Source organism: Veillonella parvula, assembly GCF_047241225.1.
GTDB classification, from domain to species: domain Bacteria; phylum Bacillota; class Negativicutes; order Veillonellales; family Veillonellaceae; genus Veillonella; species Veillonella parvula_O.
The window spans coordinates 364,951-390,071 of record NZ_JBKTIE010000001.1 but is presented as its reverse complement, the minus strand read 5'-3'; the positions used below and the strand labels follow the sequence as shown (position 1 = coordinate 390,071).

Annotated in this window: 27 protein-coding genes and 1 tRNA gene; 1 reads left to right on the top strand and 27 read right to left on the bottom strand. The window is 36.8% G+C overall.

Going from position 1 to position 25,121, the window contains the following annotated elements; all coding sequences use genetic code 11:
- Positions 1-38: 38 nt before the first annotated feature.
- On the bottom strand, positions 39-518 hold the full coding sequence (locus ACLRYO_RS01840; protein WP_101928331.1) for a CtsR family transcriptional regulator: 480 nt from the start codon (positions 516-518) through the stop codon (positions 39-41).
- 214 nt (positions 519-732) lie between these two features.
- On the opposite strand from ACLRYO_RS01840, the gene ACLRYO_RS01835 reads away from it, so the two are divergent.
- Positions 733-1,239 carry an S-adenosylmethionine decarboxylase family protein gene (locus ACLRYO_RS01835; RefSeq protein WP_004696023.1) on the top strand — a complete coding sequence of 169 codons (507 nt, stop codon included), beginning with the start codon at positions 733-735 and terminating at the stop codon, positions 1,237-1,239.
- Positions 1,240-1,319: 80 nt separating this feature from the next.
- Here ACLRYO_RS01835 and ACLRYO_RS01830 read toward each other — a convergent pair whose 3' ends face one another.
- The 26 genes from ACLRYO_RS01830 to ACLRYO_RS01705 form a co-directional block, all read right to left on the bottom strand.
- Positions 1,320-2,003: an HAD hydrolase-like protein gene (locus ACLRYO_RS01830; RefSeq protein ID WP_004696982.1), complete on the bottom strand. Its 684-nt coding sequence runs from the start codon at positions 2,001-2,003 to the stop codon at positions 1,320-1,322.
- Between the two features lies 1 nt (position 2,004).
- Positions 2,005-2,430, bottom strand: a complete 426-nt coding sequence (gene sufU, locus ACLRYO_RS01825; protein WP_004696027.1) for a Fe-S cluster assembly sulfur transfer protein SufU — start codon at positions 2,428-2,430, stop codon at positions 2,005-2,007.
- Between the two features lie 14 nt (positions 2,431-2,444).
- Positions 2,445-3,674: a SufS family cysteine desulfurase gene (locus tag ACLRYO_RS01820; protein WP_004696029.1), complete on the bottom strand. Its 1,230-nt coding sequence runs from the start codon at positions 3,672-3,674 to the stop codon at positions 2,445-2,447.
- 12 nt (positions 3,675-3,686) lie between these two features.
- Complete coding sequence (locus ACLRYO_RS01815) at positions 3,687-4,733, bottom strand: SufB/SufD family protein (RefSeq protein WP_195213189.1); 1,047 nt, start codon at positions 4,731-4,733, stop codon at positions 3,687-3,689.
- 9 nt (positions 4,734-4,742) lie between these two features.
- The gene (gene sufB, locus ACLRYO_RS01810) at positions 4,743-6,152 is read right to left on the bottom strand and encodes a Fe-S cluster assembly protein SufB (protein WP_004696034.1); all 1,410 of its coding nucleotides are present in this window, start codon (positions 6,150-6,152) and stop codon (positions 4,743-4,745) included.
- An 8-nt stretch (positions 6,153-6,160) separates the two neighbouring features.
- Positions 6,161-6,904 (bottom strand): Fe-S cluster assembly ATPase SufC, encoded by a 744-nt coding sequence (gene sufC / locus ACLRYO_RS01805; protein ID WP_004696035.1) that lies wholly within the window; start codon positions 6,902-6,904, stop codon positions 6,161-6,163.
- A 294-nt stretch (positions 6,905-7,198) separates the two neighbouring features.
- Entirely contained in the window at positions 7,199-8,455 is a 1,257-nt protein-coding gene (locus ACLRYO_RS01800; RefSeq protein WP_004696038.1) for a diaminopimelate decarboxylase family protein, read from the bottom strand.
- A 63-nt stretch (positions 8,456-8,518) separates the two neighbouring features.
- Positions 8,519-8,935: a DoxX family protein gene (locus ACLRYO_RS01795; RefSeq protein WP_120054828.1), complete on the bottom strand. Its 417-nt coding sequence runs from the start codon at positions 8,933-8,935 to the stop codon at positions 8,519-8,521.
- A gap of 332 nt (positions 8,936-9,267) precedes the next feature.
- Entirely contained in the window at positions 9,268-10,893 is a 1,626-nt protein-coding gene (gene groL / locus ACLRYO_RS01790; RefSeq protein ID WP_004696042.1) for a chaperonin GroEL, read from the bottom strand.
- Between the two features lie 112 nt (positions 10,894-11,005).
- Positions 11,006-11,287: a co-chaperone GroES gene (gene groES / locus ACLRYO_RS01785; protein ID WP_004696047.1), complete on the bottom strand. Its 282-nt coding sequence runs from the start codon at positions 11,285-11,287 to the stop codon at positions 11,006-11,008.
- Between the two features lie 131 nt (positions 11,288-11,418).
- Positions 11,419-11,997: an ANTAR domain-containing response regulator gene (locus ACLRYO_RS01780; RefSeq protein ID WP_012864453.1), complete on the bottom strand. Its 579-nt coding sequence runs from the start codon at positions 11,995-11,997 to the stop codon at positions 11,419-11,421.
- A complete protein-coding gene (locus ACLRYO_RS01775) occupies positions 11,998-13,389 on the bottom strand; it encodes a sensor histidine kinase (protein ID WP_187002443.1) in 1,392 nt (463 codons plus the stop codon). It lies immediately after the preceding gene.
- 2 nt (positions 13,390-13,391) lie between these two features.
- Positions 13,392-14,423 carry a tRNA (adenosine(37)-N6)-threonylcarbamoyltransferase complex transferase subunit TsaD gene (gene tsaD / locus ACLRYO_RS01770; RefSeq protein WP_012864455.1) on the bottom strand — a complete coding sequence of 344 codons (1,032 nt, stop codon included), beginning with the start codon at positions 14,421-14,423 and terminating at the stop codon, positions 13,392-13,394.
- Complete coding sequence (gene rimI, locus ACLRYO_RS01765) at positions 14,420-14,869, bottom strand: ribosomal protein S18-alanine N-acetyltransferase (RefSeq protein ID WP_187002442.1); 450 nt, start codon at positions 14,867-14,869, stop codon at positions 14,420-14,422. The genes tsaD and rimI overlap by 4 nt, the downstream gene beginning before the upstream one ends.
- Positions 14,869-15,627: a tRNA (adenosine(37)-N6)-threonylcarbamoyltransferase complex dimerization subunit type 1 TsaB gene (gene tsaB, locus ACLRYO_RS01760; RefSeq protein WP_187002441.1), complete on the bottom strand. Its 759-nt coding sequence runs from the start codon at positions 15,625-15,627 to the stop codon at positions 14,869-14,871. Before tsaB ends, rimI begins: the two co-directional genes overlap by 1 nt.
- Positions 15,611-16,105, bottom strand: a complete 495-nt coding sequence (tsaE, locus tag ACLRYO_RS01755; RefSeq protein ID WP_195395084.1) for a tRNA (adenosine(37)-N6)-threonylcarbamoyltransferase complex ATPase subunit type 1 TsaE — start codon at positions 16,103-16,105, stop codon at positions 15,611-15,613. The genes tsaB and tsaE overlap by 17 nt, the downstream gene beginning before the upstream one ends.
- A complete protein-coding gene (gene thiL, locus ACLRYO_RS01750; RefSeq protein ID WP_195395085.1) occupies positions 16,095-17,075 on the bottom strand; it encodes a thiamine-phosphate kinase in 981 nt (326 codons plus the stop codon). Before thiL ends, tsaE begins: the two co-directional genes overlap by 11 nt.
- Positions 17,076-17,187: 112 nt before the next feature.
- Positions 17,188-17,748 (bottom strand): GerMN domain-containing protein, encoded by a 561-nt coding sequence (locus tag ACLRYO_RS01745; protein WP_105086743.1) that lies wholly within the window; start codon positions 17,746-17,748, stop codon positions 17,188-17,190.
- Between the two features lie 3 nt (positions 17,749-17,751).
- Positions 17,752-18,849, bottom strand: coding sequence for an N-acetylmuramoyl-L-alanine amidase family protein (locus tag ACLRYO_RS01740; protein WP_105086744.1), 1,098 nt, complete (start codon positions 18,847-18,849; stop codon positions 17,752-17,754).
- Between the two features lie 244 nt (positions 18,850-19,093).
- Positions 19,094-20,038, bottom strand: coding sequence for a ComEC/Rec2 family competence protein (locus ACLRYO_RS01735; RefSeq protein WP_118091285.1), 945 nt, complete (start codon positions 20,036-20,038; stop codon positions 19,094-19,096).
- A complete protein-coding gene (locus tag ACLRYO_RS01730) occupies positions 20,035-21,612 on the bottom strand; it encodes an NAD(P)H-hydrate dehydratase (RefSeq protein WP_128113897.1) in 1,578 nt (525 codons plus the stop codon). Before ACLRYO_RS01730 ends, ACLRYO_RS01735 begins: the two co-directional genes overlap by 4 nt.
- Before the next feature lies 1 nt (position 21,613).
- The gene (gene acpS, locus ACLRYO_RS01725; protein ID WP_118091287.1) at positions 21,614-21,985 is read right to left on the bottom strand and encodes a holo-ACP synthase; all 372 of its coding nucleotides are present in this window, start codon (positions 21,983-21,985) and stop codon (positions 21,614-21,616) included.
- Between the two features lie 68 nt (positions 21,986-22,053).
- On the bottom strand, positions 22,054-22,845 hold the full coding sequence (locus ACLRYO_RS01720) for a hypothetical protein (RefSeq protein ID WP_008601125.1): 792 nt from the start codon (positions 22,843-22,845) through the stop codon (positions 22,054-22,056).
- 94 nt (positions 22,846-22,939) lie between these two features.
- Positions 22,940-23,023: transfer RNA gene (locus tag ACLRYO_RS01715), tRNA-Leu, on the bottom strand.
- 54 nt (positions 23,024-23,077) lie between these two features.
- Positions 23,078-23,839, bottom strand: coding sequence for a 5'/3'-nucleotidase SurE (gene surE, locus ACLRYO_RS01710; protein ID WP_004697320.1), 762 nt, complete (start codon positions 23,837-23,839; stop codon positions 23,078-23,080).
- A gap of 17 nt (positions 23,840-23,856) precedes the next feature.
- The gene (locus ACLRYO_RS01705; RefSeq protein ID WP_004697272.1) at positions 23,857-25,119 is read right to left on the bottom strand and encodes a glycosyltransferase family 2 protein; all 1,263 of its coding nucleotides are present in this window, start codon (positions 25,117-25,119) and stop codon (positions 23,857-23,859) included.
- Between the last annotated feature and the right edge of the window lie 2 nt (positions 25,120-25,121).

Genomic DNA, 25,121 nt, shown 5'->3' with positions numbered 1-25,121 from the left:
GCTTCATTTTTATGGCAATGATCACATAACACAAATCATCACTCCTTCCGCAAAGTGTCCACCATTGATGCATATAATTGACGAACAGCATCATTACGTTCTTCTACGTCTACATTTTCAATTAATGTAGCAAAAGAATTATGCATCAATTGAGCTTCACGACGGGTAATCTTTTCAGATTGTAATAATTGAAATAATGATTGATCTACATCTCGCATATCAATTAATCGTTCTACCGCATTTGGACCTTCATAAATCCGATAAGTTGTAACAGCAGGTAAAGAATCTGAACTTTCTGGGTTAATTTTTTTGATTCGAATATATCCACCCAGGCCACGTCTTGACTCAACATCGAAACCGCGCTCATTAGAAAAACGCGTACTTAATACGTAACTAATTTGGGATGGCGCACAATCTAATTCATCAGCCAATTCATTACGCTTTAAAATTAGCTTTTCTTGTTCTTCACGCATACGGTCTAATATAAATTTTTCTATTTTATCAGCTATCATACTCATAAAAAAACACCCCTTTAAAGTTTATTTACTATAGTTTTGACTATTTGTTCTTTAACATAACTCTATTATATTTGACTTTTTGACCTTAGTCAATATAAAAGTCAAATTTTATAAAAATAACGTTTGACTTTTAATGTATTCTCATATAATTGGACTTAATCCTTAAATCTATGTATAATAAATGAGATATTATTTTCTGAAGGAAGGTGTTGTTATGGCAGAAGCATTAGGACAAGAACTGTTAATTGATTTATATTCCTGCGATGAAGACGCAATTTCATCCGCTACAGCTGTACAGGAAAGTGTAGCAACCGCATTTGACTTAGCTGAACTTGATGTAGATGAAATCAGTTGTCAAGTTATGGACGAGGAAATCGCCCTCCTTTCTGTCGCACCAGGTTTTCACTTTACATTGCACACATATCCTGCACTTGGTTATGTAGCAGTTGATTTGTATTCCTTCGAGCAAACATTACCACTTACATTAATTATGAAAGCCTTACGTAAATCTTTTAGAGCTGAAAAAGTAAAGGCAACAAGTGTGCAACGTGGCGACTTTGGTAACGAACGTGATATGAAGCCACGTCGCAAAACTAAGATTACTACACTTGGTCGTGTTTCTCGTACACGTATCCAACTCAAACAAACAGGGGGCAAGTTGAAAAAACAAAGTGCTAAGGTTATCAAAACATTAGCTAAAAAAAGTGGCCTAAAAAAATAACATAAAATGAAGATACAAAAAAGCTAGAGGATTTCCTCTAGCTTTTTATTTGGGTTGATATGTAATTCTATTTATATAGCTTATCTACGAACCATCATTTCTTCAAGATTGAGAACATCAGCAATTTCATCAACATCGTCACAGATATATTCGGCATCCGCTTCTTTTAACTCAGATTCCGTACCATAACCATAGGTAACGCCAATGGAGATACAGCCAAGTTCATTAGCTGCTTCTACATCGTACTTACGATCTCCAACCATGAATGTCAATCGACGACCATTTTCATCAGTTAATGGGTTACCACATAGCGTGAGAGCTTTTTCAAGAATTTCTTTTTTGTGTAACAATCCCGCTTCGTAATTAGCACCAACAATAACATCAAAGTATGGTGTCAATTCAAAGTGATCAAGAATATCTTTAGCATAATGTTCTGGTTTTGCAGTAGCTACAGCTATAGTATATTGTTCAGTTTTGCATTTAGCCAATAAGTCTACAATATTCGGATATACTTTATTTTCAAATTTACCGATGGTACCATAACGTTCACGGAATTTAAAGTATGTTTCTTCCGCTTGCTCAAAGGTCAAACCACAATGTTCTTGGAAAGCATCTACCAATGGTGGTCCTAAGAACAATTGTAATGTTTCTTCATCAGGTACAGTATAACCGAAATGTTCCAATGCAAATTTAATGCTTTTAAGAATACCTTCTTGAGAGTCAGTTAAGGTTCCATCTAAATCAAATAATATCGTTTTCTTCATATTATTTCTTTAAAGCCTCTTTCAATGTATGCCATGCAAGAACTGCACATTTTACACGTGCTGGCATATTAGAAATATTTTGTAGAGCCATAGCATCTTCTAATTCTTCTAACTCATTTTCATCGGTAATCTCTTTTTTAATCATACCCAAGAAAATTTCTACTAAACGAAGCGCTTCCTCAACAGATTTGCCCTTAATGATATCAATCATCATAGATGCAGATGCTTGGCTAATAGCACAGCCAGAACCTGTATATGCAGCATCTTTAATGATACCATCTACTACATTGAGTTGTAATGTTAGATCATCACCACAACTAGGGTTATGTCCATGTTCAGAATTTGTAAATTCAGATAATTCATGCTTATTACGTTTATCTTGGTTATGTTCCAAAATAAGTTCCGTATATAATTGATCCATTTCCATTAGTGGTAATTCTCCTAATCTTTAAAACCCATTACTGAACGAACAGTCTTTAATACTTCAAGGAATGCGTCTAAATCTTCCTTGCGAGTGTATAAGTACATACTTAAACGAGTAGATGCAGATACATTGTAGAACGCACCTAATGGTTGTGCACAATGGTGACCGGAACGAACGCAGATCCCCTTAGAATCCAAAATTGTAGCTACATCATGAGGATGTACATCATCTACAGTGAACGCAATAACGCCATGTTTTTCCTTAGGATTTTGAGAACCAATAACATGGACATGTGGCAATTCAACAATCTTAGGAAGAATATAAGCTACTAACTCCTCTTCATAGGCTTCTATAGCATCCATTCCAAAGGATTCCAAATAGTCAATAGCTGCATGCAAGGAAACGGCACCATCAGCATTTGGAGTACCTGCCTCAAACTTATATGGAAGCTCATTGAATGTAGCAGTTTGCTCTTTTACATACTCAATCATATCGCCACCCAATAGGAATGGAGGCATAGTTTCTAATAAATCACGTTTACCGTATAGTACACCAATCCCTTGAGATGCACACATTTTATGGCCAGAGAATACGAAGAAATCGCAATCCAATGCTTGTACGTCAATTTTTTTATGAGGTGTAGATTGAGCACCGTCTAGAACAACAATAGCACCTACAGAGTGAGCCTTCTCAGTTAATTCTTTTACTGGGAATTCCATACCAAGCACGTTACTAACATGAGCGAAAGCAACAATTTTAGTCTTTTCATCAATTTTATTGATTTCACCATCTTTTAAGTGCCCATGTTCATCAAGATACATGTATTCTAAGGTTGCCCCCGTCTGTTCTGCCACATATTGCCATGTTACAAGATTCGCATGATGTTCAGCAACAGTAATGACAATCTTGTCACCTTTTTTCACATTATGAAGGCCATAGCTGTGGGCAATCAAGTTCATTGACTCCGTACTATTACGTGTAAATATAACCTCTTCTCGTTCGCGAGCATTGATAAATTCAACTACGCGATCCCGTGCATTTTCATAGTCTTCAGATGCTTCAATGGCTAAAATATGAGAACCACGATGTGGGTTACCATTACGTTGTGTCATATGTTCCACAACACGGTCAATTACGGACTGTGGAATTTGAGCAGTAGCACCGCTATCTAAATAGATAACACGATGCCCATTATGCTCTTTATGTAATATAGGAAAGTCTTTGTATGCTTCTGCAATTGGTCTCATAAAAACGCCTCTTTAAATTTTATTACGTACAGCTGCTAACGCTGCTTCTTCAATCGTTTCATCACCAATGCGATCAATAATAGGTCGAATCATAGATTCAACAATGATATGTTTTGCCTCTACCTCACTAAAGCCACGGCTCATGATATAGAACAATTTATTATGATCAATTTGGCCTGCACTTGCTGCATGATTACCAACTACATTATCTTCTTTACACAATAAAAGTGGTAACGAAACAGATTTTACAGTTGGATCTAACAATAAGCAAGTATCTTCTTCCGCACCTTCAGAAGCTGTTGCTCCATTAAGAAAATCAAGGGTCCCTCTGAAGGATTTTTTAGAATTGCCACTAAGAGCACCTAAGGTATGAATATCACTAAATGATTTTTTACCACCATGACTCATAACCATAGAAATATCAAATTTTTGCTCTTTATTACCAAGATAAGCAATGTCATGAACCATACGGGATTCTTGACCTACTAAATCATGATAGTAATTCAAGATGTTTTCACTGCCACCAATTTCAATATTGATGTATTCTACATCTGCTTTTTCTTCTAATTTAGTGTATCGATGCTCGATATGTTGTACATGTTCAGGCAAAAGATTTACCTTTTTTACTACAACCTTACCAGCTTCTTTCACATCGTATTCGTTTAAATAGCTAACATTTGTCAATGCATCGCCAGAACCAGTTACATAGAATTGTACTTCTAGCTCAGCACCTTCACCAACGATAAATTGGAAACGGTTTGCCACACGAGCATTAGCATCAATGCGGATGCCTACAACTTCTTTCGCCTTAGGAGGCACATTGATAGCATAGCCTTCCGCTTTTTCAACTAATACTTGAACAGCTTCTTTATTAGCACCTTCATAATTACCATCTAGTAATGCTGTACCAACAGGTAATGGTGAAAGTATATCTTTATTCGCTTCCACAGCGATGGATTGTACCGCTGTATCTTCTCCAGCTAGAGAGCTTACAGTATGATTAACGCGCAACCATCTGAATGTCGGTCTAGGGAGTTCATTAAATAGTAATTCGCTCATAATTCCTCCTTAACCGATAGAACCTTCTAATTCAAGATTGATTAGATTATTCATTTCTACTGCATATTCAAGTGGCAATTCTTTAGATATTGGCTCTACAAAGCCACGAACAAGCATCGCACGAGCTTCTTCTTCACTAATACCACGAGTCATAAGATAGAAAATTGCCTCGTCGGAAATACGACCGATTTTAGCTTCATGACCTAAATCCACATTGTCATTTTCTACGATAATAGCTGGGATTGTATCAGATTGAGACTCAGCATCAAGCATCAAGGATTCACAAGAAACGGTTGCTTTGGAATGTTCAGCTTTAGGGCCAATCTTCAAAAGGCCACGATAAATTGCAGCGCCACCGGATTTAGAAATGGATTTAGAGTTTACATTACTTGTTGTATATGGTGCATTATGTACCACTTTACAGCCTGTATCGAGGAATTGTCCTTCACCAGCGAATGTTACACCTGTAAATTCAGCATGTGCACCTTCACCGTTGAGAATACTCATTGGATACAAACAAGAAACTTTGGAGCCAAAGGAACCAGATACCCACTCAATTGTGCCATTTTTACCTACTACACAACGTTTTGTGTTAAGGTTGTACATGTTTTTAGACCAGTTTTCAATTGTAGAATAACGCAATGTAGCATTATCTTTAACGAACAGTTCAACAGCGCCTGCATGAAGGTTAGACACATCATACTTAGGAGCAGAACAACCTTCGATAAAGTGCAATTTAGCCCCTTCTTCTACGATAATCATCGTATGTTCAAACTGACCAGCACCTGGTGCATTCAAACGGAAATAAGATTGCAATGGAATCTCTACTTGTACACCTGCAGGAACGTATACGAAGGAACCACCAGACCAAACGGCACCATGAAGGGCAGCCCATTTATGGTCTGTAGGCGGAATTAATGTCATCCAGTATTTTTTTACGATTTCTTCATGCTCATGTAATGCTGTTTCGATATCAGTATAGATAACACCTTGCTTAACAAGATCTTCTTGAATACTGTGGTAAACAACCTCAGAATCATATTGAGCACCAACACCAGCTAGAGATGTTTTTTCCGCTTCTGGAATACCTAAGCGGTCAAAAGTACTTTTAATTTCTTCTGGAACTTCATCCCAGTTTTCTTTCATATCTACTTTAGGCTTAACATACGTATGAATATTTGCCATATCTAAGCCCGAGATATCAGGAATCCAATTCGGAATGCCCATGCGATTATAGATTTCCAAAGACTTTAAACGGAAATCGAGCATCCATTCTGGTTCATTTTTATTAGACCAAATCTCACGGATAATATCTTCTGTTAAACCGGCATCAGAGATATAAGAATATTCAAATTCGTTCTTTATATCATAGACGCCACGGTCCATATCCGCGACTTGGGTTTTCTTTCTTTCTTCCATTATGCCTCCTATGCTAATGCTTTGTATGCGTCATAACCTTTTTCTTCGATTTCACGTACAAGAGAAGCATCACCAGTTTTAACAATCTTGCCATTAATCAACACATGAACATAGTCTGGTTTTAGTTTTTGCAAGATTTGGTTATGATGAGTAATGATTAATACAGCATTTTCTTCGTTATGGAAACGTTGTACACCTTCAGATACGATACGAACCGCATCTACGTCAAGGCCAGAATCAGTTTCATCAAGAATAGCCAATTTAGGATTCAAAATGGACATTTGAAGAATTTCATTCTTCTTGCGTTCACCACCAGAGAAGCCTTCATTTACATAACGTTGCGCATAAGATAAATCAAAGGACAATTCATCCATTTTTTCTTTCAATTCTTTTTTGAAAGATAATGCACGTACATTTTCACCAGTAATTGTGGATTTAGCTGTACGAATGAAGTTTTCTACAGTAATACCAGGAATAGAAATTGGATTTTGGAAGGACATAAAAATACCCGCTTTTGCACGATCATTTACTGCATCTTCCGTAATATCCTTACCATCAAAAATGATAGAACCACTATCTACTGTATATGTAGAGTTACCCATGATTGCATTAGCAAGTGTAGATTTACCAGCACCATTTGTCCCCATCACAACATGAATTTCACCTTTATTAATTGTTAAATCAATACCTTTTAAGATTTGTTTCTCTTCAACAGATACCTTTAAATCTTTTATCTGAAGTAATTCAGCCAAAATGTTCACTCCTTTTATTTGTATGTAACCATAAGAAACATACACTCATTATATATAAAACGTATATACTGACACATATAAAAAGGCGGTACGCACTAACGTGAATACCGCCGTAATTCTCGCCAACTTAGCAAGTATGTGCATAACAATCTACACTCATTATACATTCTTATCTAAATGATAGCAAGATATTCCTACTAAAATATACAGGAATTAAAAGAATATCAAGTATTACATATATTGATAGGTTTTTATTAATATTAATTCTCATCCTATTCGATTCTCAATATTAAATTATAGGTTTGAAAAATCAAGAGTTCCAAATAAATCATCATATGTTTCAGCACGACGAATTTGTGTAACAGAGCCATCTTTATGTAGCAATAACTCTGCAGAACGTAATTTACCATTATAATTGAAACCCATAGAATGTCCATGTGCACCAGCATCGTGAATGATGACACGATCTCCAATATCAATTTTTGGCAGCTCTCGTTGAATAGCAAATTTATCATTATTTTCACATAAGGAGCCTGTTACATCATATACATGATCCTTGGGAGCATTTTCTTTCCCCATTACGGTAATATGATGATAAGAGCCATACAACGCCGGACGCATAAGATTTGCCATACAAGCATCTAAACCGATGTAATGACGATAAATATCTTTTTTATGAATAGCAGTAGAAACAAGGTAACCAAATGGACCTGTTACCATACGCCCACATTCATAAGCCAATGCAACATCATTAAGTCCATTAGCTACTAAAATCCGATTATACGCTTCTTCTACACCCTTGCTTAATACGCGGAAGTCTACTGGTGTTTGTTCTGGTTTATAAGCTACACCTACACCTCCACCTAAATCAATAAATTCAATAGTGATACCAAGTTCTTTTTTAATATCTACAGCAAGATTAAAGCAAAGCTCTGCTGTACCAACTAAACCGTCAATATCAAGTTCGTTAGAAACAACCATTGTATGAATACCAAAGTGTTTTACACCTTTAGCTTGTAATTGTTTATACGCTTCAAATATTTGTTCGCGTGTCATACCATATTTAGCTTCTTCAGGAAGACCAATAATTGTATTGCCCCCTTCCTTTAAAGAACCCGGATTATAACGCACGCAGAATGTATCTGGCAAAGAGCCATGATTTTTTTCTAAATATTCGATATGTGTAATATCATCAAGATTGATAATTGCACCCATTTCAAGTGCCTTTTTATACTCCACATACGGTGTGTCATTAGATGTGAACATAATATCATGGCCCGTAATACCCACTTTTTCACATAAAAGTAGTTCCGCTAAGGAAGAACAGTCTGCGCCAACCCCAAGCTTTTGTAACAAACGCATGATATACGGATTTGGAGTTGCTTTAACTGCAAAATATTGCTTGAATCCCTTATTCCAAGAGAATGCATTGATGAAAGATTTCATATTCTCAATAATTCCTTCTTCATCATAAATATGGAATGGAGTTGGATACTGAGCAATAATATTTTCTAATTGTTCTGACGTGAATGGAACTGTTTTTTTGTTCATGATAACCTTTCTACATAAATAAAAGACTCATCAGCCGATGAGTCTTTTATTCTAATTCCCTAATTATTTAAATAAAGCTTTATCTAAACTAAAGCGACCAGCACCAGCAAAGAATAACATAAGTGCACCAAAGCCTAATTGAGATGGGTAGTCCCAGCTAAAGAAACTACCATTCAAACTCACAATAGTCGCAGTTGCTAAAGTACCTACAACTAGAATAGCACCAATACGTGTAAATAATCCTACTGCAATAAGAATACCACCAATCATTTCTGCAAGTGCTGCCATAGTGCCTAGCATCTCATAACCACCGGATACACCTAAAGGTACCAACATAGTCCCTACTTTGTAGAGCCCTTCAGCTCCGCTAAGCCATTTTAAATAACCATGATAAAACATGGAAATGCCCAATGCAAGGCGATAAATCAATAAGCCAAAGTTTACATAATTAGGTTTACTTTTAAAAATAAAGTTCAACATAGTGATCCTTCTTTCAATTCAAATATAACAAATCGAATAAATTCGATACATTAATTATACTATTAGAGAATAACTATGTCAATAAGACTCACTATTAAATTCTATAGAATTATAACATACATTGTATACAAAATCAATTTTATCGATGTAATCAACATAATATAGTCAGCTTAAATACAATCATAGTTTTTTTGAAATTTGAAATTTAAAATATTACACCCTTACAATAGATTAATTTATCAATAAAAAATAATCCTAATGAATATGAAAAATGTAATTCACAATTCATTAGGATTATTATGTTTCTTATAAAATTAATTCTAAGCAGCTGATTACATCATACCGCCCATACCACCCATTGGAGGCATTGCAGGAACTGCTGCATTTTCATCTACCTTATCAGCTACGATTGTTTCAGTAGTTAATACAAGAGATGCAATAGATGCGGCATTTTGAAGGGCAGAACGAGTAACTTTTGCAGGATCAACAATACCAGCTTTAACCATATCGATGTATTCTTCAGTCAAGGCATTGAAACCTACACCAGCTTCAGTATTTTTAACTTTTTCTACTACTACAGAACCTTCGAGACCTGCGTTGTATGCGATTTGACGAAGTGGTTCTTCTACAGCGCGTTTTACAAGGTTAATACCAGTTTGAACGTCACCAGTAGCTTCCAATGTATTCAATGCAGGGATGATATCGATGAATGTAGTACCACCACCAGCTACAATACCTTCTTCAACAGCTGCACGAGTTGCATTCAATGCATCTTCAATGCGAAGTTTCTTATCTTTCATTTCAACTTCTGTAGCAGCACCTACTTCGATAACTGCAACACCACCGGACAATTTAGCTAGACGTTCTTGTAATTTTTCACGGTCGAAATCAGAAGATGTTTCTTCAACTTGTGCACGGATTTGGTTAACGCGTTTAGCAATTACATCTTTATCACCTGCGCCATCGATGATTGTAGTTTCATCTTTAGTGATGCGAACTTGACGAGCTGTACCAAGATCTTCAAGCTCTACAGAATCAAGCTTACGACCCATATCTTCAGTAATAACAGTACCGCCTGTTAAGATAGCGATATCTTCAAGCATAGCTTTGCGACGATCACCGAAGCCAGGAGCTTTAACGGCTACAGCTTTAAATGTACCACGTAAACGGTTTACTACTAATGTAGCCAATGCTTCCCCTTCTACATCTTCAGCGATAATAAGAAGTTCTTTGCCTACTTTTACTACTTTTTCAAGTGTTGGCAACATATCTGCGATGGCACTGATTTTACGATCAGTGATCAAGATATATGGGTTATCCATAACAGCTTCCATACGATCAGGGTCAGTTACCATATAAGGGGAAATATAACCACGATCAAATTGCATACCTTCTACTACATTTAATGCAGTTTGCAAACCTTTGGATTCTTCAACAGTAATAACACCGTCATTACCAACCTTTTCCATAGCTTCAGCAATTAAACCACCGATTTCTTCGTCAGCAGCGGATACGCTTGCAACTTGAGCAATTTCAGCTTTACCAGAAACTTTGATAGAGCGTTTTTTAATTTCTTCAACCAAAGTTTTTACTGCTGTTTCAATGCCTTTTTTCAAAATCATTGGGTTTGCACCGGCTGCTACATTGCGCATACCTTCTTGAATCATAGCTTGCGCCAATACTGTTGCGGTAGTAGTACCATCACCTGCTACGTCGTTAGTTTTAGTAGCAACTTCTTTTACTAATTGAGCACCCATGTTTTCAAATGGATCTGGAAGTTCAATATCGCGAGCAATGGTTACACCATCATTTGTAATTGTTGGGGAACCAAATTTTTTATCCAACACAACATTACGACCTTTTGGACCTAATGTAACTTTTACAGCATTTGCTAATTGATCGACGCCACGGCCTAAAGCGCGACGAGCTTCTTCATTAAACAAGATTTCTTTTGCCATATGTATTACCTCCTAAATAGTAACACTATCCAATGTAACGAAATATATGTGCCTTTAGGCAATATAGAATGTATCATCAGTTTTTATAGTCATATAGACTATAAATCAGCGATTATAATACTGCTAAAATATCGCGTTCGCTAATAATCAAATGAGTAGCGCCATCGATTTCTAATTCGCTACCAGCATATTTTGCAAACATAACAGTGTCGCCAACTTTAACTTCTGGAGCTACACGTTGACCATTGTCATATACTTTACCAGCACCTACAGCTACAACTACACCTTCTTGAGGCTTTTCTTTAGCTGTATCAGGAAGGAAGATACCACTTTTAGTTTTTTCTTCTTTTGCTTCTAGACGGATAAGAACGCGGTCAGCTAATGGTTTTAACATATAATGTCACTCCTTTTTAATAGTTAATCTCCATAATTTATTAGCACTCTAACTCATTGAGTGCTAATCACAAGTATTATTATAACCGAAGTTAAAATAATTGCAAGTACTAATTTTGATTTTTTGACTTTTTAGATGTTATTTGACTTATTAGACTGTTTAATAATGAGATTACATGTTTCTATAATAGATATTTGTTTATTCATACTTAAGGTGCGAATGCGATTATACGCTTCCGCTTCAGATATAGAATATAGTTCCATTAATATACCAGTTCCCTTTTGAATGATTTTACGATCTTCTAATGACTGTTCTAGCTCAGCCATCTTTTCGCGCAACTGAGCATCACTTTTATAGCGGCCTAAAGCCATCTCTAAGGAAGGAACTAACTGCTCCTCCCGTACTGGTTTAATTAAATAGCCATATACACCAGAATCTCGAGCCTTATCGATTAAATCTTGCTGGCTATAACTTGTTAATAATACTACAGGTGCTTCATGGTGAAAGCCAATTTGACGTGCCGCCTCAATACCATCTAATTCTGGCATTTTAACATCCATCAATATAATATCTGGCTTATGTTTTTTACAAAGTTCTAAAGCTTCAACACCATTTGTACCTTCTGCAACGACTTCATGACCACAAGACTCAATAATATCCCGTAAGTCCATACGTATTAGAGATTCATCATCCACGATTAAAACGCGCATTTATGCCTCCTTCTTCATATGTATCGTCACCAATACACCTGTACCAGTATTTTCTATGGATAAACTACCTTTCAACTCGTGGGCAACTAAATTATTAATAATAGTTAGACCTAAACGTTTATTAGATGTGAAAGAAAAATTGCTAGGCAATCCTTTACCATTATCCCAAAAGATTAGTTCGATACTCCCGTTTATATCCGTTACAGTCAAATGAATTTGACCATTTCTACCGTCTAACCCATGTTCTAAGCTATTCGTAATCAACTCATTAATAATAAGAGATACATAACTTGCCATATGAGAGGAGATTAATATGTCTTCGCCACTGTAAGTAAAAGTAACCTCTTGGTCTTGTCGCACCATACTCATACGCAACAATCGACATAATTCATCGTAAATCGATCGTATACCGATATAATCCTCATCGTAATGAGATACTATATCGTGAACTAGAGCCATACTCTCGATGCGATTAATTCCCTCTTGGAGTGCTTGTTTTACCTCTGGCAAGCTAGAGCGTCTCGCCTCCATGCGCAATAAACCTGCTACTGTTTGTAAGTTATTTTTTACACGGTGATGAACCTCTTTGATAATGGAATTTTTAACTAATAATTCTTGTTGCTGTTTACTTTCACGAGTACAATCATGAAGAACTAAAAAGCACCTCGTTTCATTGCGCCCCATAGCAATAGGAATCATATGCTGACGAATTACCATATCTTGATAGATTTCTTCATTTGTAAGTATATTTCTATCTGATAATACCTGCTGTATAGCGGACATCTTTAAGGTACTGCTAAAAATTGATGAACCAACCAAGCGACGGTCAAAGCCTAATATATCTACTAACTTCATAGCTGCATCGTTAGCATACAGTATTTTATAAGTGTCGTCGAAAATAATTAAACCATCAAAATAGGACATGGGTTCGTAAGACAATATTTGTTCATCAGTAGCTGTCAGCATAAGACGTTGCATCGTATCAGACAAAACGTATTCTTGCTCATATTGTTCTGCCTTAATAGATGGTGATAATGTAAAAGATATCCCCCCAATAATACGACCTCCGTTGTCTACGATAGGAAAGACATGTTGACGCTGCTCGTCATCTAACCCGATAAGTGGCTGACCATCTTTCATCATAGTATGCCACGTATGACTGCCTTTTAATTGACGTGTAGTAATCCCTTGATCACTGCGTTCTATGCATAGCATATCTGCACATTGTTGTGATCTCTCACCTTGTCCTGTCTCTAGTAGAGGTGTAAAAATCTGTATCCTTTGACGAGTTAAAGACTCGCCAAAGGATATGAGTTTACTAATATGCTCAAGTAATGAGGTTTGTAATGGTCCTAATGGTGTTCTATTTAAAATATCTTGACCAATATCCACGATTAATCCTCTTTCCAAGATACGTATCCAATTTCAACACTAGGCTTTGCATTCAATGTTAAATCGCCAAATTTACCGGCCTGCGCCATATAATAAGCTCGGCATCCAATCATGGCCGCATTGTCAGTAGACAAAATTTTATGTGGTTTGTAATAAGTAAAACCTTCTTCTACACACATAGCTTCTAAAGCCTTTTGTAATCCTTTATTGGCTGATACACCACCAGCAATAGTAATACGACTTTCACCTAAAGTATGTGCGGCATCTTTCGTCTTTTCTACCAACACATCAACGATGGCCTTCTGGAATGATGCAGCCACATCAGATTGATTGATAGGTTCATTCTTTTGTTGCTTACTATTTAAATAGTTTAAAACGGCAGACTTTAAACCACTAAAGCTAAATTCAAAATTACCTGGTTCACTTAAAGCCTTTGGAAATTCAATAGCCTCTGGATTCCCTTCAGCGGCAAGGGCATCGATATGAGGGCCCCCTGGATAAGGGAATCCCATGACCCGTGCAATCTTATCAAAAGCCTCGCCAGCTGCGTCATCTCGTGTTTGACCAAGAACATCAAATTCTTCATATCCTTTTACATGTACTAACATGGTATGACCACCAGAGACAACGAGACTTAAAAATGGAGGCTCCAGTTCTGGATTAGCTAAAAAGTTTGCAAAAATATGACCTTCCATATGGTGCACTGGCACCAAGGGTATCCCGGTAGCAAAGGATAACCCTTTTGCAGCAGCTACACCAACTAATAAGGCCCCTACAAGACCGGGACCATACGTAACACCAATATGATTGATATCTTGTAAAGTCACATTTGCATCACGTAATGCTTGGTCTATTACGGGTATCACTTGTTCTATATGATGACGTGATGCAATTTCAGGTACAACGCCACCAAATTTTCTATGTATTGGCACTTGGCTTGAAATAACATTAGACAAAACAGTGCGCCCGTCCTTAAGGACAGAAGCAGAGGTTTCGTCACAGCTACTTTCCAAGGCTAATGTGTATATACTCATTCTATTTCCTCTGAAACGAGAGACATAATATAAGCATCTTCCATAGGCTCTGAATAATAATCTTTACGAATTCCTTTTACAGAAAATCCTAAATTTCTATACATAGCCAATGCTGCAAGATTAGATATGCGCACCTCTAAGAAAATTTCTTTCATACCTCTCATAAGACATTCATCTATTAATTGTTTTGTAAGTTTTGATCCGTATCCCTTACCTCGTGCGGAAGGAATAATGGCGATATTCGTAATTTGACCTTCATCGTATACAAGCCAAGCACCTGCATATCCAACAATTTTGTTCTCCTCACAAATTACCATATATAATTTATTTGATGCCCCTTCTAACTCAACGAGAACAGATTCTAAACTCCAAGGAACAGAAAAAGACTGTTGTTCAATAGCATAGATAGCTTGAGCATCATCTATTGTAGCCAAACGAATCTCCATTATTCGACTCCTGCTGCCTCAGTAACTACAACTGTAGGATTTTGTTTCAACATTTCAGGATTATTTTTATGGCGTTCTTCCCATAACACTTCTGCTTCTGATCGTCGAATATAATAAGGAACCATATCCATAGGGTCAGAACTCTCTTCAGAGCCTACCAATCTACGGCCAGCTAGTAATAGAGAACTAGCTTTTGGAATACGTTGCGATATATCTAAAATCGTTAAATTTGTATCACTTTCATCTAGTAGCTTCTCTATTCGCTTAACGCCATCCCCAAGGAACACTACATATTCTTCAGAGGCTCGGAGTCGATCTAATAAATCATTAGCAGCAATGACAAAAGGCTCCTCTTTGCAGACCAATTCATTACCATCATATTTGTAGATACCTGCATAGACATGTTTTTTCTGAGCATCGATAATAGTACAAATCGTGCGGTCCGTATAAGCTACATTACGAGCTAAACTGTCCATGGTCATTACGCCATATAAAGGAATTTGTAAGGCATAAGCCATAGCTTTAGCTGTCCCCATACCAATACGTAAGCCTGTAAAAGAACCAGGTCCAATGCTAACCATAATACCTTTTAATTCACTTTTTTCAACTTGAGAAGCTCGTAATAGCATATCAATATGAGGTACCAACTGCTCAGAATGAGTCAATCCAGCTTGAATGGTCAATTCCCCAATTAGGCAACTTTCATCTATTAAAGCCACACTCGACACGAGAGAGCTCGTCTCAATTCCCAACCACATATGGGCCTCCTATTTCTACTAAATCACCCGTTGTAAGGTAATCACTAGTTAATGTAATGGAACGGCTTGTATCATCAATACGTGTTAAATGAATCCATAGCGTTTCATCAGGCAATTCATGAGGGAATTTATCTGCCCATTCTACAATGGATACGCAGTCTTCTGTATATTCATAAAATCCAATATTTTCCAGTTCACTAATATCTTCCAAGCGATATACGTCAAAATGATATAAATGAGTTCGATTCACATCATAGGTATTCATTATGGCAAAGGTAGGACTTGTAATTTCTTCAGTAACCCCAAAGCCCTTTGCAATGCCTTGCGACAAATGTGTTTTTCCTGTCCCCAAGTCACCAACTAGTGCTATACAAAGAGGATGCCCATTATGTTTAACCCATTCGCCTAATAATTGGCCAAATTGTTGTGTGTCTTCTACTGTATGAGTCTTTAAATGAACCTGTACCTTATCCTTCATGAAAATGATTATATCCTTTCGCTTCTACAGTCTTAATCGTTTTATCAAGTGTTACCATTTGAACCCGAGGAGGGCCAGATAAAACTTCCCCAATCAACGTAATGCCTGCTAGCTTTTCCAATTCCGAAAGTAGTGATTTTGGCGCTGTAAAGACTAACTGAAAGTCTTCTCCACCATACAAAGCATAATCTACTGGATTAGTTTGTAAATGCTTAGCTAATGCGTAAGTCTCCTCGTGTAAAGGGATTGCTTGTTCTTCAAATACAATGGAAACATTACTAGCTACAGCGATTTCATTCAATTCACTACCTAGTCCATCGCTAATATCATTCATACTATGAATACCAAGTCGTCGCAATTTTTGCCCCAATTCAATCTGTGGTTCAGGACGTTGATGCCCCACTTTGGTCATATCATAGCCTACTAAATTATAAGATAATGCTCCTAAACCTGTAGCTGCATAACCTACATAGTTTGTAACACCTACAACATCTCCTACTTTCGCACCACTTCGCATAACCGCAGTGCCTTTAGGAACCTCTCCGATAATTGTTACAGTCCAAACCATGGGGCCTTCCGTACGTACCGTATCTCCACCCAATATATTGAGTTGATATCTCATACATTGATCTTTAATTCCCCTATAAATTTCATCAAGAATGACTGTATTAACATGGTCTGGTGCGGCTACAGATAATACAATTTGTCTAGGAATGCCACCCATAGCCGCAACATCACTTAAATTAGCCGTCATAAGGCGATACCCTACATCATAGGGCATCATATAGTGAAAGCTAAAATGAACACCTTCCACCATTGTGTCAGTGCTTATCAATTGCTCTGTATTTTGATCTGCTTTATAAATAGCACAATCATCACCAATACCGTACACTACAGTATTAGGATTATAAATCGTGTTATCTTGAATTTGACGAATGAAATTAAATTCCCCTACATCTTTTAATTGCATCTGATCACCTAATTTCCGATTATTACTTATTGTATTGTAACATATATAAAAGACAACAAAAATAGCAGATAGTTGATATATCAACTATCTGCTATAAATGTCCTTAAAAGAATTATTTTTTAATTAGATTCGTCATTCTCTTAACAGGTTCTTTAGTATCAAAGGAACCTACAGTTGGCACCTTTTTACCATTATTGACGAATAGAACACCATTAATATTATCAAAGGATGTCAATGTATTTACAATAGCAGCCATTTGTAACTTAACAGTTAAGTCTCCGCCATTACCCTTTACGAATGCATCATTTACTTCAACAGAAGCAATACCATCTTTTACAGTAACAGATGTAATTTCAATATCCTTAGAGAAGACTGGATATTTTTGTGCTCTATCAACATTTAACATCGCTAAAAGAGCTGCTTTAGGCGTAACTTTATTCGCCTCTATCTCAACGGTAGTTTGTTTTACCCCAGAACCATCCTCCGTAGGAACAAAGAAGGCCATCTTAACCTTTTCTTGAGATACTTTACTTGTTTCTGCATCCTTATTGACTTTCGTCTCTTGCGTAGGTTCACTTTTACCTGTTGTAGGAGCTTGTTCATGTGTACAACCCACTACAAATGCCAGCATACCTACACAGAGAATCGATAGAACTTGTTTACGTAATTTCATCGATTAACCTCCAAAGTAATTAGCAATACCATTTGCAATGCGGTTAGCAAAGTCTTCTTGAGTTTGAGGAGATTGTAGCACACGTTCCTCATTAGGGTTAGAGATAAAACCAAGCTCTACAAGAATTGCAGGCATATTAGAATGTCTCAACACGTATAAGTTACCCTCTTGAATGCCACGATCACCATTGAAACCAGGTGTGTTAGCAATTTGAGATTGTACCTTTTGTGCTAATCGAGCATCGTTACCAGTTTTGCTATAGTAATATGTTGCAATACCACCAACGCTAGGATTATTAAATGCGTTGATATGAACGCTCACAAGAACATCAGAATTACTACGGTTAGCCACGTTAACACGAGCCCCCAATTCATCAACACCACTTGCATTAGGACCATATACATCTACATCGGTAGTACGAGTCAAAAGTACTTTAGCACCACGATTTTCTAAAGATTTTTTCAAATACATAGAAATTGGTAGTGTAATGTTTTTCTCTTGTACACCGTGAGGTCCAATAGCACCAGAATCACTACCACCATGTCCTGGGTCAATAGTAATTGTTTTGCCAGATAAACCGCCACTAGTAGAGTATTTACCAGATCCTGTAGGTACATTTTTTGCTGGATGTGCAGATTGAGATGGCTTTTTACCATAGTAAGCAGGCTTAGCTACAGCACCTTTTTTCTGAACATCAACAACGATACGATACGGTTTCTTATTAACCGTATCTTTTTTCAAGGAAAAAACCTTTACATCACTAGTATCAATAGATGAAGGTGTCTTGATTGTTACTTTAACGTCTCTGCCATCTTGTGAAAGTTTAGCAGAGCTAGCAATAGCTGAGTCCATAGAAATGTTCTCTTTAGCCGTCTTTAGCTTTGTATTCTTTAAAGTAACAGTCGTAGTTTTCCCATCTTTGCTAATTGATGCAGATGCCTTTATAGGTGCCGATAAGTCCATAACAATACGAACATATGGTACAGGTGCATCTGTTCTAGTCACCCATCGAGCATCTTCCAAATTAGCTGCCTTTGCTTGAGTCAATAATAAAGGTATCGCCATCAAGACTGCAAGGCACATTAAAAATAGTTTACGCAATACATTCACTCCAATCTAACTGACATACATAGTGTCCAAACCATAGAGATGAGTCGATGATATTTTTATCTATCAAAATCTCATCGTTCCAATCTATCCATAAACTAATGTTAGATTATAAATAGATTATTTCATACAAACATGAAGATTAGTATGCCGATTACACATATTACTATATAAAGACCTTATTCAGAATACACAAAAAACAGTTTCATAAAATTATTTTTTGTATAAGCAATCAAAACTAACGTTCAGTTGTAATTTGCCATTCATTCCCATCCGTACTAATATGAATACGTCCCATCGTATCTGTACGGTAAATAGCAATATTATTTTCCTGCAAGCGACGTAATGTCACATCGTGAGGATGACCATACTTATTATACATGCCATTTGAAATTAATGCACTTTCAGGCTTAATAGATTTCAAAAAATCTTCAGAGCTACTTGTACGAGAACCGTGATGACCTACCTTAAGAATACGAGAAAACAATCTAGAATTCTGCTCTTTTATAAGTTTTTTCTCTTCTTGTAATTCAGCATCACCCGTAAAGAGCATAGAAAATTTACCGAAGATTAATTTACCTACAATAGAATTATTATTAAGATCTGTCTCTCCTTTTTTATCAGTCAAAGGTTCAACCCAAGGAGCATATACTATGAATACAGCACCATGCCCAAAATCAACTACATCTCCACTTCTCAAAGTAGTTCGTTGAATTTTATTTTTCTCAATCCATTTTTCATAGGTTTTGTACATATTATTATCAACAGCAATACCATCATCATATACATGTTCAATAGGCATAGCCTTTGCAATAGCATAAAAACCACCCATATGATCAGCATGAGGATGTGTGATAATAATATTTTTTAGCTTTGTTACACCCATAGTTTTAAGTTGAGCTACAATATTTTCACGATGTTCTATGTCACCAGTATCGATCATGCTATACTCATCGCCTACCTTAAGTAATATAGCATCCCCCTGACCAATATCTAGCATATATACATCTAGCTTACCTTCAGGGGTAGTCGTTTTAGTATCGATTGAGTAAGTCCCATTAGCGTTAGTAGTTACTTGATTTGCTGCGTTTGCTACATCATTATTTGTGCATCCTGCAATGGCGAAGATAGGAATACATAATACCAACAAGAAAGCTATAAAGCGTTGTATTCTATTTGTCATTCATAATCTCCCAACAATTCACTAATAACACAACCTAAAGAAGTACTGACATCACTCGGAGTATAACCCCAACTCTTTGTTTCATTCAGAATATCTGCACTACGACTATGTACATATACACCGAGAACAGCACTATCTTGTAGTGAATAACCCTGACTTATAAAACCAGCAATTACACCAGTCAGCACATCTCCCATACCGCCAGTACCCATGCCCGCATTACCGATAGTATTTACATACACTGTTCCATCAGGTAATGCCACAATTGAAGGAATTCCTTTTAGTACAAGAATAACTTGATGAGCCTTAGCAAATTCTCTAGCCAACGTAATATAATGGCGCTCAATCCATTTAATAGGTAAATCAATAAGTCTACTAAATTCACCTAAGTGAGGTGTCATAACACAATAAGGTAGATCTTGTTTCACCGCGTATATAGACTCAATCTCACCATCACGCAAGGCATCTTTATCAACAGAACCTACATGGCCCAATGCATAAAGAGCATCTGCATCAAGAACCAATGGACCTTCGTAGCTATCTAAAATAGAATCTACAAAATTAGGAATATCACTAGTGCGTCCTAGGCCTGGTCCCATAGCAACAACTTGGCGACAATCAAAAAGTTCTTTATTAGTCTCTGTGGAAGTAACCATCACCTCAGGTATGACACGGCTTTGTACAATCTGTTTAATTATTTTGGGTACAGCTAATGTTACTTTACCAGCACCACTATGAACTGCCGCTTCAGCAGCCAAAATAGGGGCTCCTATCATATCATTTGAACCACCAATAATTAAAGTGTTTCCATTGACACCTTTATGCGCCATTGGGGTACGATAGTTGATAATTTTTTCTGCTAAATCAGAATCAATGGTTATAGTTCTAACACGTTCACCCAGTACCTGCTGCCAAGGAGCACCCAATGGAGCAACCACAGCGGTTCCTCCTATAGCCTTTCCGGGATATAATAACAAACCTTGTTTGATAGCTCCAAAAGTAACAGTATAATCATAGGTCAGTGTGCCTTCCGCTACATGACCAGTAGTAGCATCCAAACCTGCAGGTACATCAATAGCCCACAAATCAAAATTATACTGACTACGCATAGTATCAATATCATTCAATATATCGATGGTCACCTCTCTTAACCTTCCAGTAAAGCCCGTTCCCATGATGCCTTCCACAGCGATGGCTACGTTGGACCAATCATTGAATTCATCATACATATCGATGCTACAGCCCATAGCTTTGCAGCGCTCAATTTGCACTGCAAAAAGATCACTACACTTGTTTATATCTCCTACTAGTACAATTTGTGCTGGTACGCCTTGCTCCATCAAATGGCGAGCCGCTACAAGGCCATCTGCCCCATTATTACCCGTACCACATATAAATAAAACAAAACTATTTATGGAACGGCCATTATTCAGGGAAAATAAATCGTACTCTCCCCATAAGGCATCTACGATACCACGTCCAGCATTTTCCATGAGGATTTCTAAAGAAATTCCTAATTGCTTAGGAACCTCTCGATCTATAAATCGAGCATCTTCTGTAGTTAAAATATTCATCTTATGCTCCTTCAAGTATAACTGTACTCATTGCATAATCCTTGCAATGACTAATCGATACATGAATATCAGTATAACCTGATGTTTCGTAAATATCTTTGAAAGTATCTTGTAAACGAATTAAGGGTGCGCCCCATTCATCATGATAAATCTCTATATCTTGCCATGATCCATACCTCATCCCTGTACCTAAAGCTTTAATAAAAGCCTCTTTTGCAGCATATATACCTGCAAAGGATTCGAAGCATCCTTTATTCCGACTTTTACAATATTCAATCTCATGAATCGTATAAACGCGCGCTTTAAATGAACTTGATTTCTCTATAGCTTGACGTATACGGTCAATCTCTATAATATCATTCCCTAATTTCATAATAGCTCCTAAAATACTCTAATACTATTATTATACACTCATAAAGGGGATTAAAACATAGGTAGTATCTAGACATTTACCGAAAATGGTAGGCTAGACAAACTATAAATTTCAACTTTACCTTTGCGATTGACCGCCATATACATTTGACCATTTCGACAATCCATGTCTTCTACTTCCATTCCAGAAGCATAAGGGCTAATATTTTTAACAACTCCCTCTTCATCGACGTATACAAAGGTTGTCAACGTCGTAAATAAAGTATTTCCATTAGTTGCGTAAGCACCGTTATTATTTAAGTTTGTATGATTAGCATCAATTTTATAAGAACGAATACGATTAAAATTGGAGTCGTAATAATTAATTGTCCGTTCAGAGTTTGTTAAAGGCACAATTGATACATATTCATTGCGTACTTTATCATATGCAAAATTAAAAACTTTCTCTTTTAGTTTAATCGGTGCTTCAACAATCATGCTATCCGCTTCAATAGGAGTAAGGTTATATCCATTTACAACAGCATTTGTTGTATAGTAACGATTATTAACAGAATTATAAGTTAAGGTATTCATATGACCTAATAAACTTTTATAACTATACTCATATTTTGCAACAACAGTAAAAGTTTTTGGATTAATTTCATAAATAATTTGCTTCGTATTATCTGAATTAATACAAGCTAAAGCAAAAACGTCTTTTTTGGAATTATAACAAAATCCTTGGCACTGATTTACAGATCCATCTAATGGTATTTCTGCCAAGCGAGATAATGGCAATGGCATCTGTACAGCGCTAACCTGTTGAGTAAGTTTAGGAATATCAAAGATATTTGTAATATAATCAATTACACCTTGATCCATACTGTCACCTCATGAAATTAATAATGTATATTATAGTATATAAATTCATAAATATAAAAATAGGCGGTAAGACAAAAGTCTTACCGCCTAATGTTGGTGCCGGAGGTGGGACTTGAACCCACACGGTGTTACCCGCTTGATTTTGAGTCAAGTGCGTCTGCCATTCCGCCACTCCGGCGTATCGGAACATTTGTTATTATACAGACATCCCTAAGCAATGTCAACATATTTTTTATATTTCATCTAAAATATTTTGAACCCTTTTCATATCCGTATCACATTGTTGTTTCCATGTGAGTGCGACACCTGTAATATAGCCTTTACGGGCAAATTCTACATCCGTAGGAACACTTTCAGCACCATAGTCTAGCTCGCCAGCTAACCAATAATAATCCTGTCCTCTTGAATTAATACGAGCTTCGATAATATTACTGTAGGTTTGTAAGCCTTGGCTCACCATTTTAAAATGATCCCAATCACATGTGCCACGTAATGGGAAGTTCACATTTAGTAAACCGCTAAACTGGCCCGCCACATAAATTTTCTCAATCAATTCATGTATAAATGGATGCATCTCGTCTCCCCGTTCAACAGAATATCTCTCAACAGATAATGCTAAACCGGGAATACCGTAAAAACCACTTTCCATAGCTGCCGAAACAGTGCCGGAATACAATACATCAGAGCCTAAATTAAATCCATGATTAATTCCAGAAATTACAAGATCTGGCATATCATCAGTCAATAAATAACTGAGACCGAACTTCATGCAATCGGACGGCGTTCCCGTTAGAGCATAAAGGCGAGGATTTTCATCCTCGCCATTGCAAGCATCTAATTTCAATGGAACCTCGGTCGTCAATGCATGAGATTTAGCACTTTGCTCATTAGCAGGTGCTACAACGGTAATTCTATAATATTGACTTAAATACGATGCAAGATGACGTAAACCATCTGCTAAAATGCCATCGTCATTACACATTAAAATATGCATAGTCACTCCTACAGATTCTATTTTTCATTCTTATTCATATTGCCCATACGTGTTAATTTAACATCATCTAAGCCCACAGCTCTCGTATGGACTGTATGAGACCATACCTTATTATGACGGCGGAACCACCCTAAAATATTTACTGGAATCCAAGAGTAAACAAATAATGGATATAGTAAATAGTAGAACCAAATCTTTGGTGGTACCTTGATTTTCAACAATACAATTAATGGGAATAGATATTGACCAACACCTATAATTGTCCATACAGACATAGGCATAATTTGATACAAAATATTTGTATAAATTGGAGTATACGCATTGATGTAGGATAACACCAAGTATACGGTTGTCAACAATAAGAAATAAGGTTGACTCACTTGGAATATACCATCCAAAATCATAATATTCCCTGTTTTGATACCAATAGCAAATAATTTAGGAATATATCGACCCGCACAGTCAAATTGCCCCTGAGCCCATCGTAAACGCTGTCTGCAAGAAGCCATCATAGTCGTAACCTTTTCATCATATACGATAGCATCATGCCCCCAACAAGTACGGATACCATGAGTCAATAGTTTCATGGAAAATTCCATATCTTCGGTTAAGCTATTGCAATCCCAACCGTATTCGCGAATAATAGATGTACGAATACACATGCCTGTACCACCTAAGGCCGTAGATAATCCAAGACGATATTTTGCTAAATGCCACATATGGTTAACCATCCAAAAGGCGATAGAGAACGTACCGGCTACCCAAGAGTCAGTTGGATTTTTAGAGTTCAAGTAACCTTGAATTACAGACTCACCTTTTTCAAGATGATCATTCATTTCTAACATAAATTGAGGATGTACTAAATTATCGGCATCAAAAATCAGAAATGCATCATATTTCCGATCCATTTGTTCTACCCGATCAAACATCCACCCCATGGCATAACCTTTACCTATTTCTTGTTTATTTTCACGTACATGTACATTAGCGCCAGCAGCACTTGCTACTTCCGCAGTCTTATCTGTACAGTTATCGGCAACTACAAAAATATCGTACAGATCATCTGGATAATCTAGGCCACGTAAGTTTTTAACTAACTCACCAACAACAGCTTCCTCATTATGAGCGCATACAACGATGGCAAAGGAATTTTTAGGGGTATAATTTTTATGTACTCGCGATCGCCACATACCTACGACAGCGAGTATAAAATAATAAACCGTATAAATTACGATTATTACCTGCATAGGAATCAGTAATAGATCCAGTAGGTAATTCATAC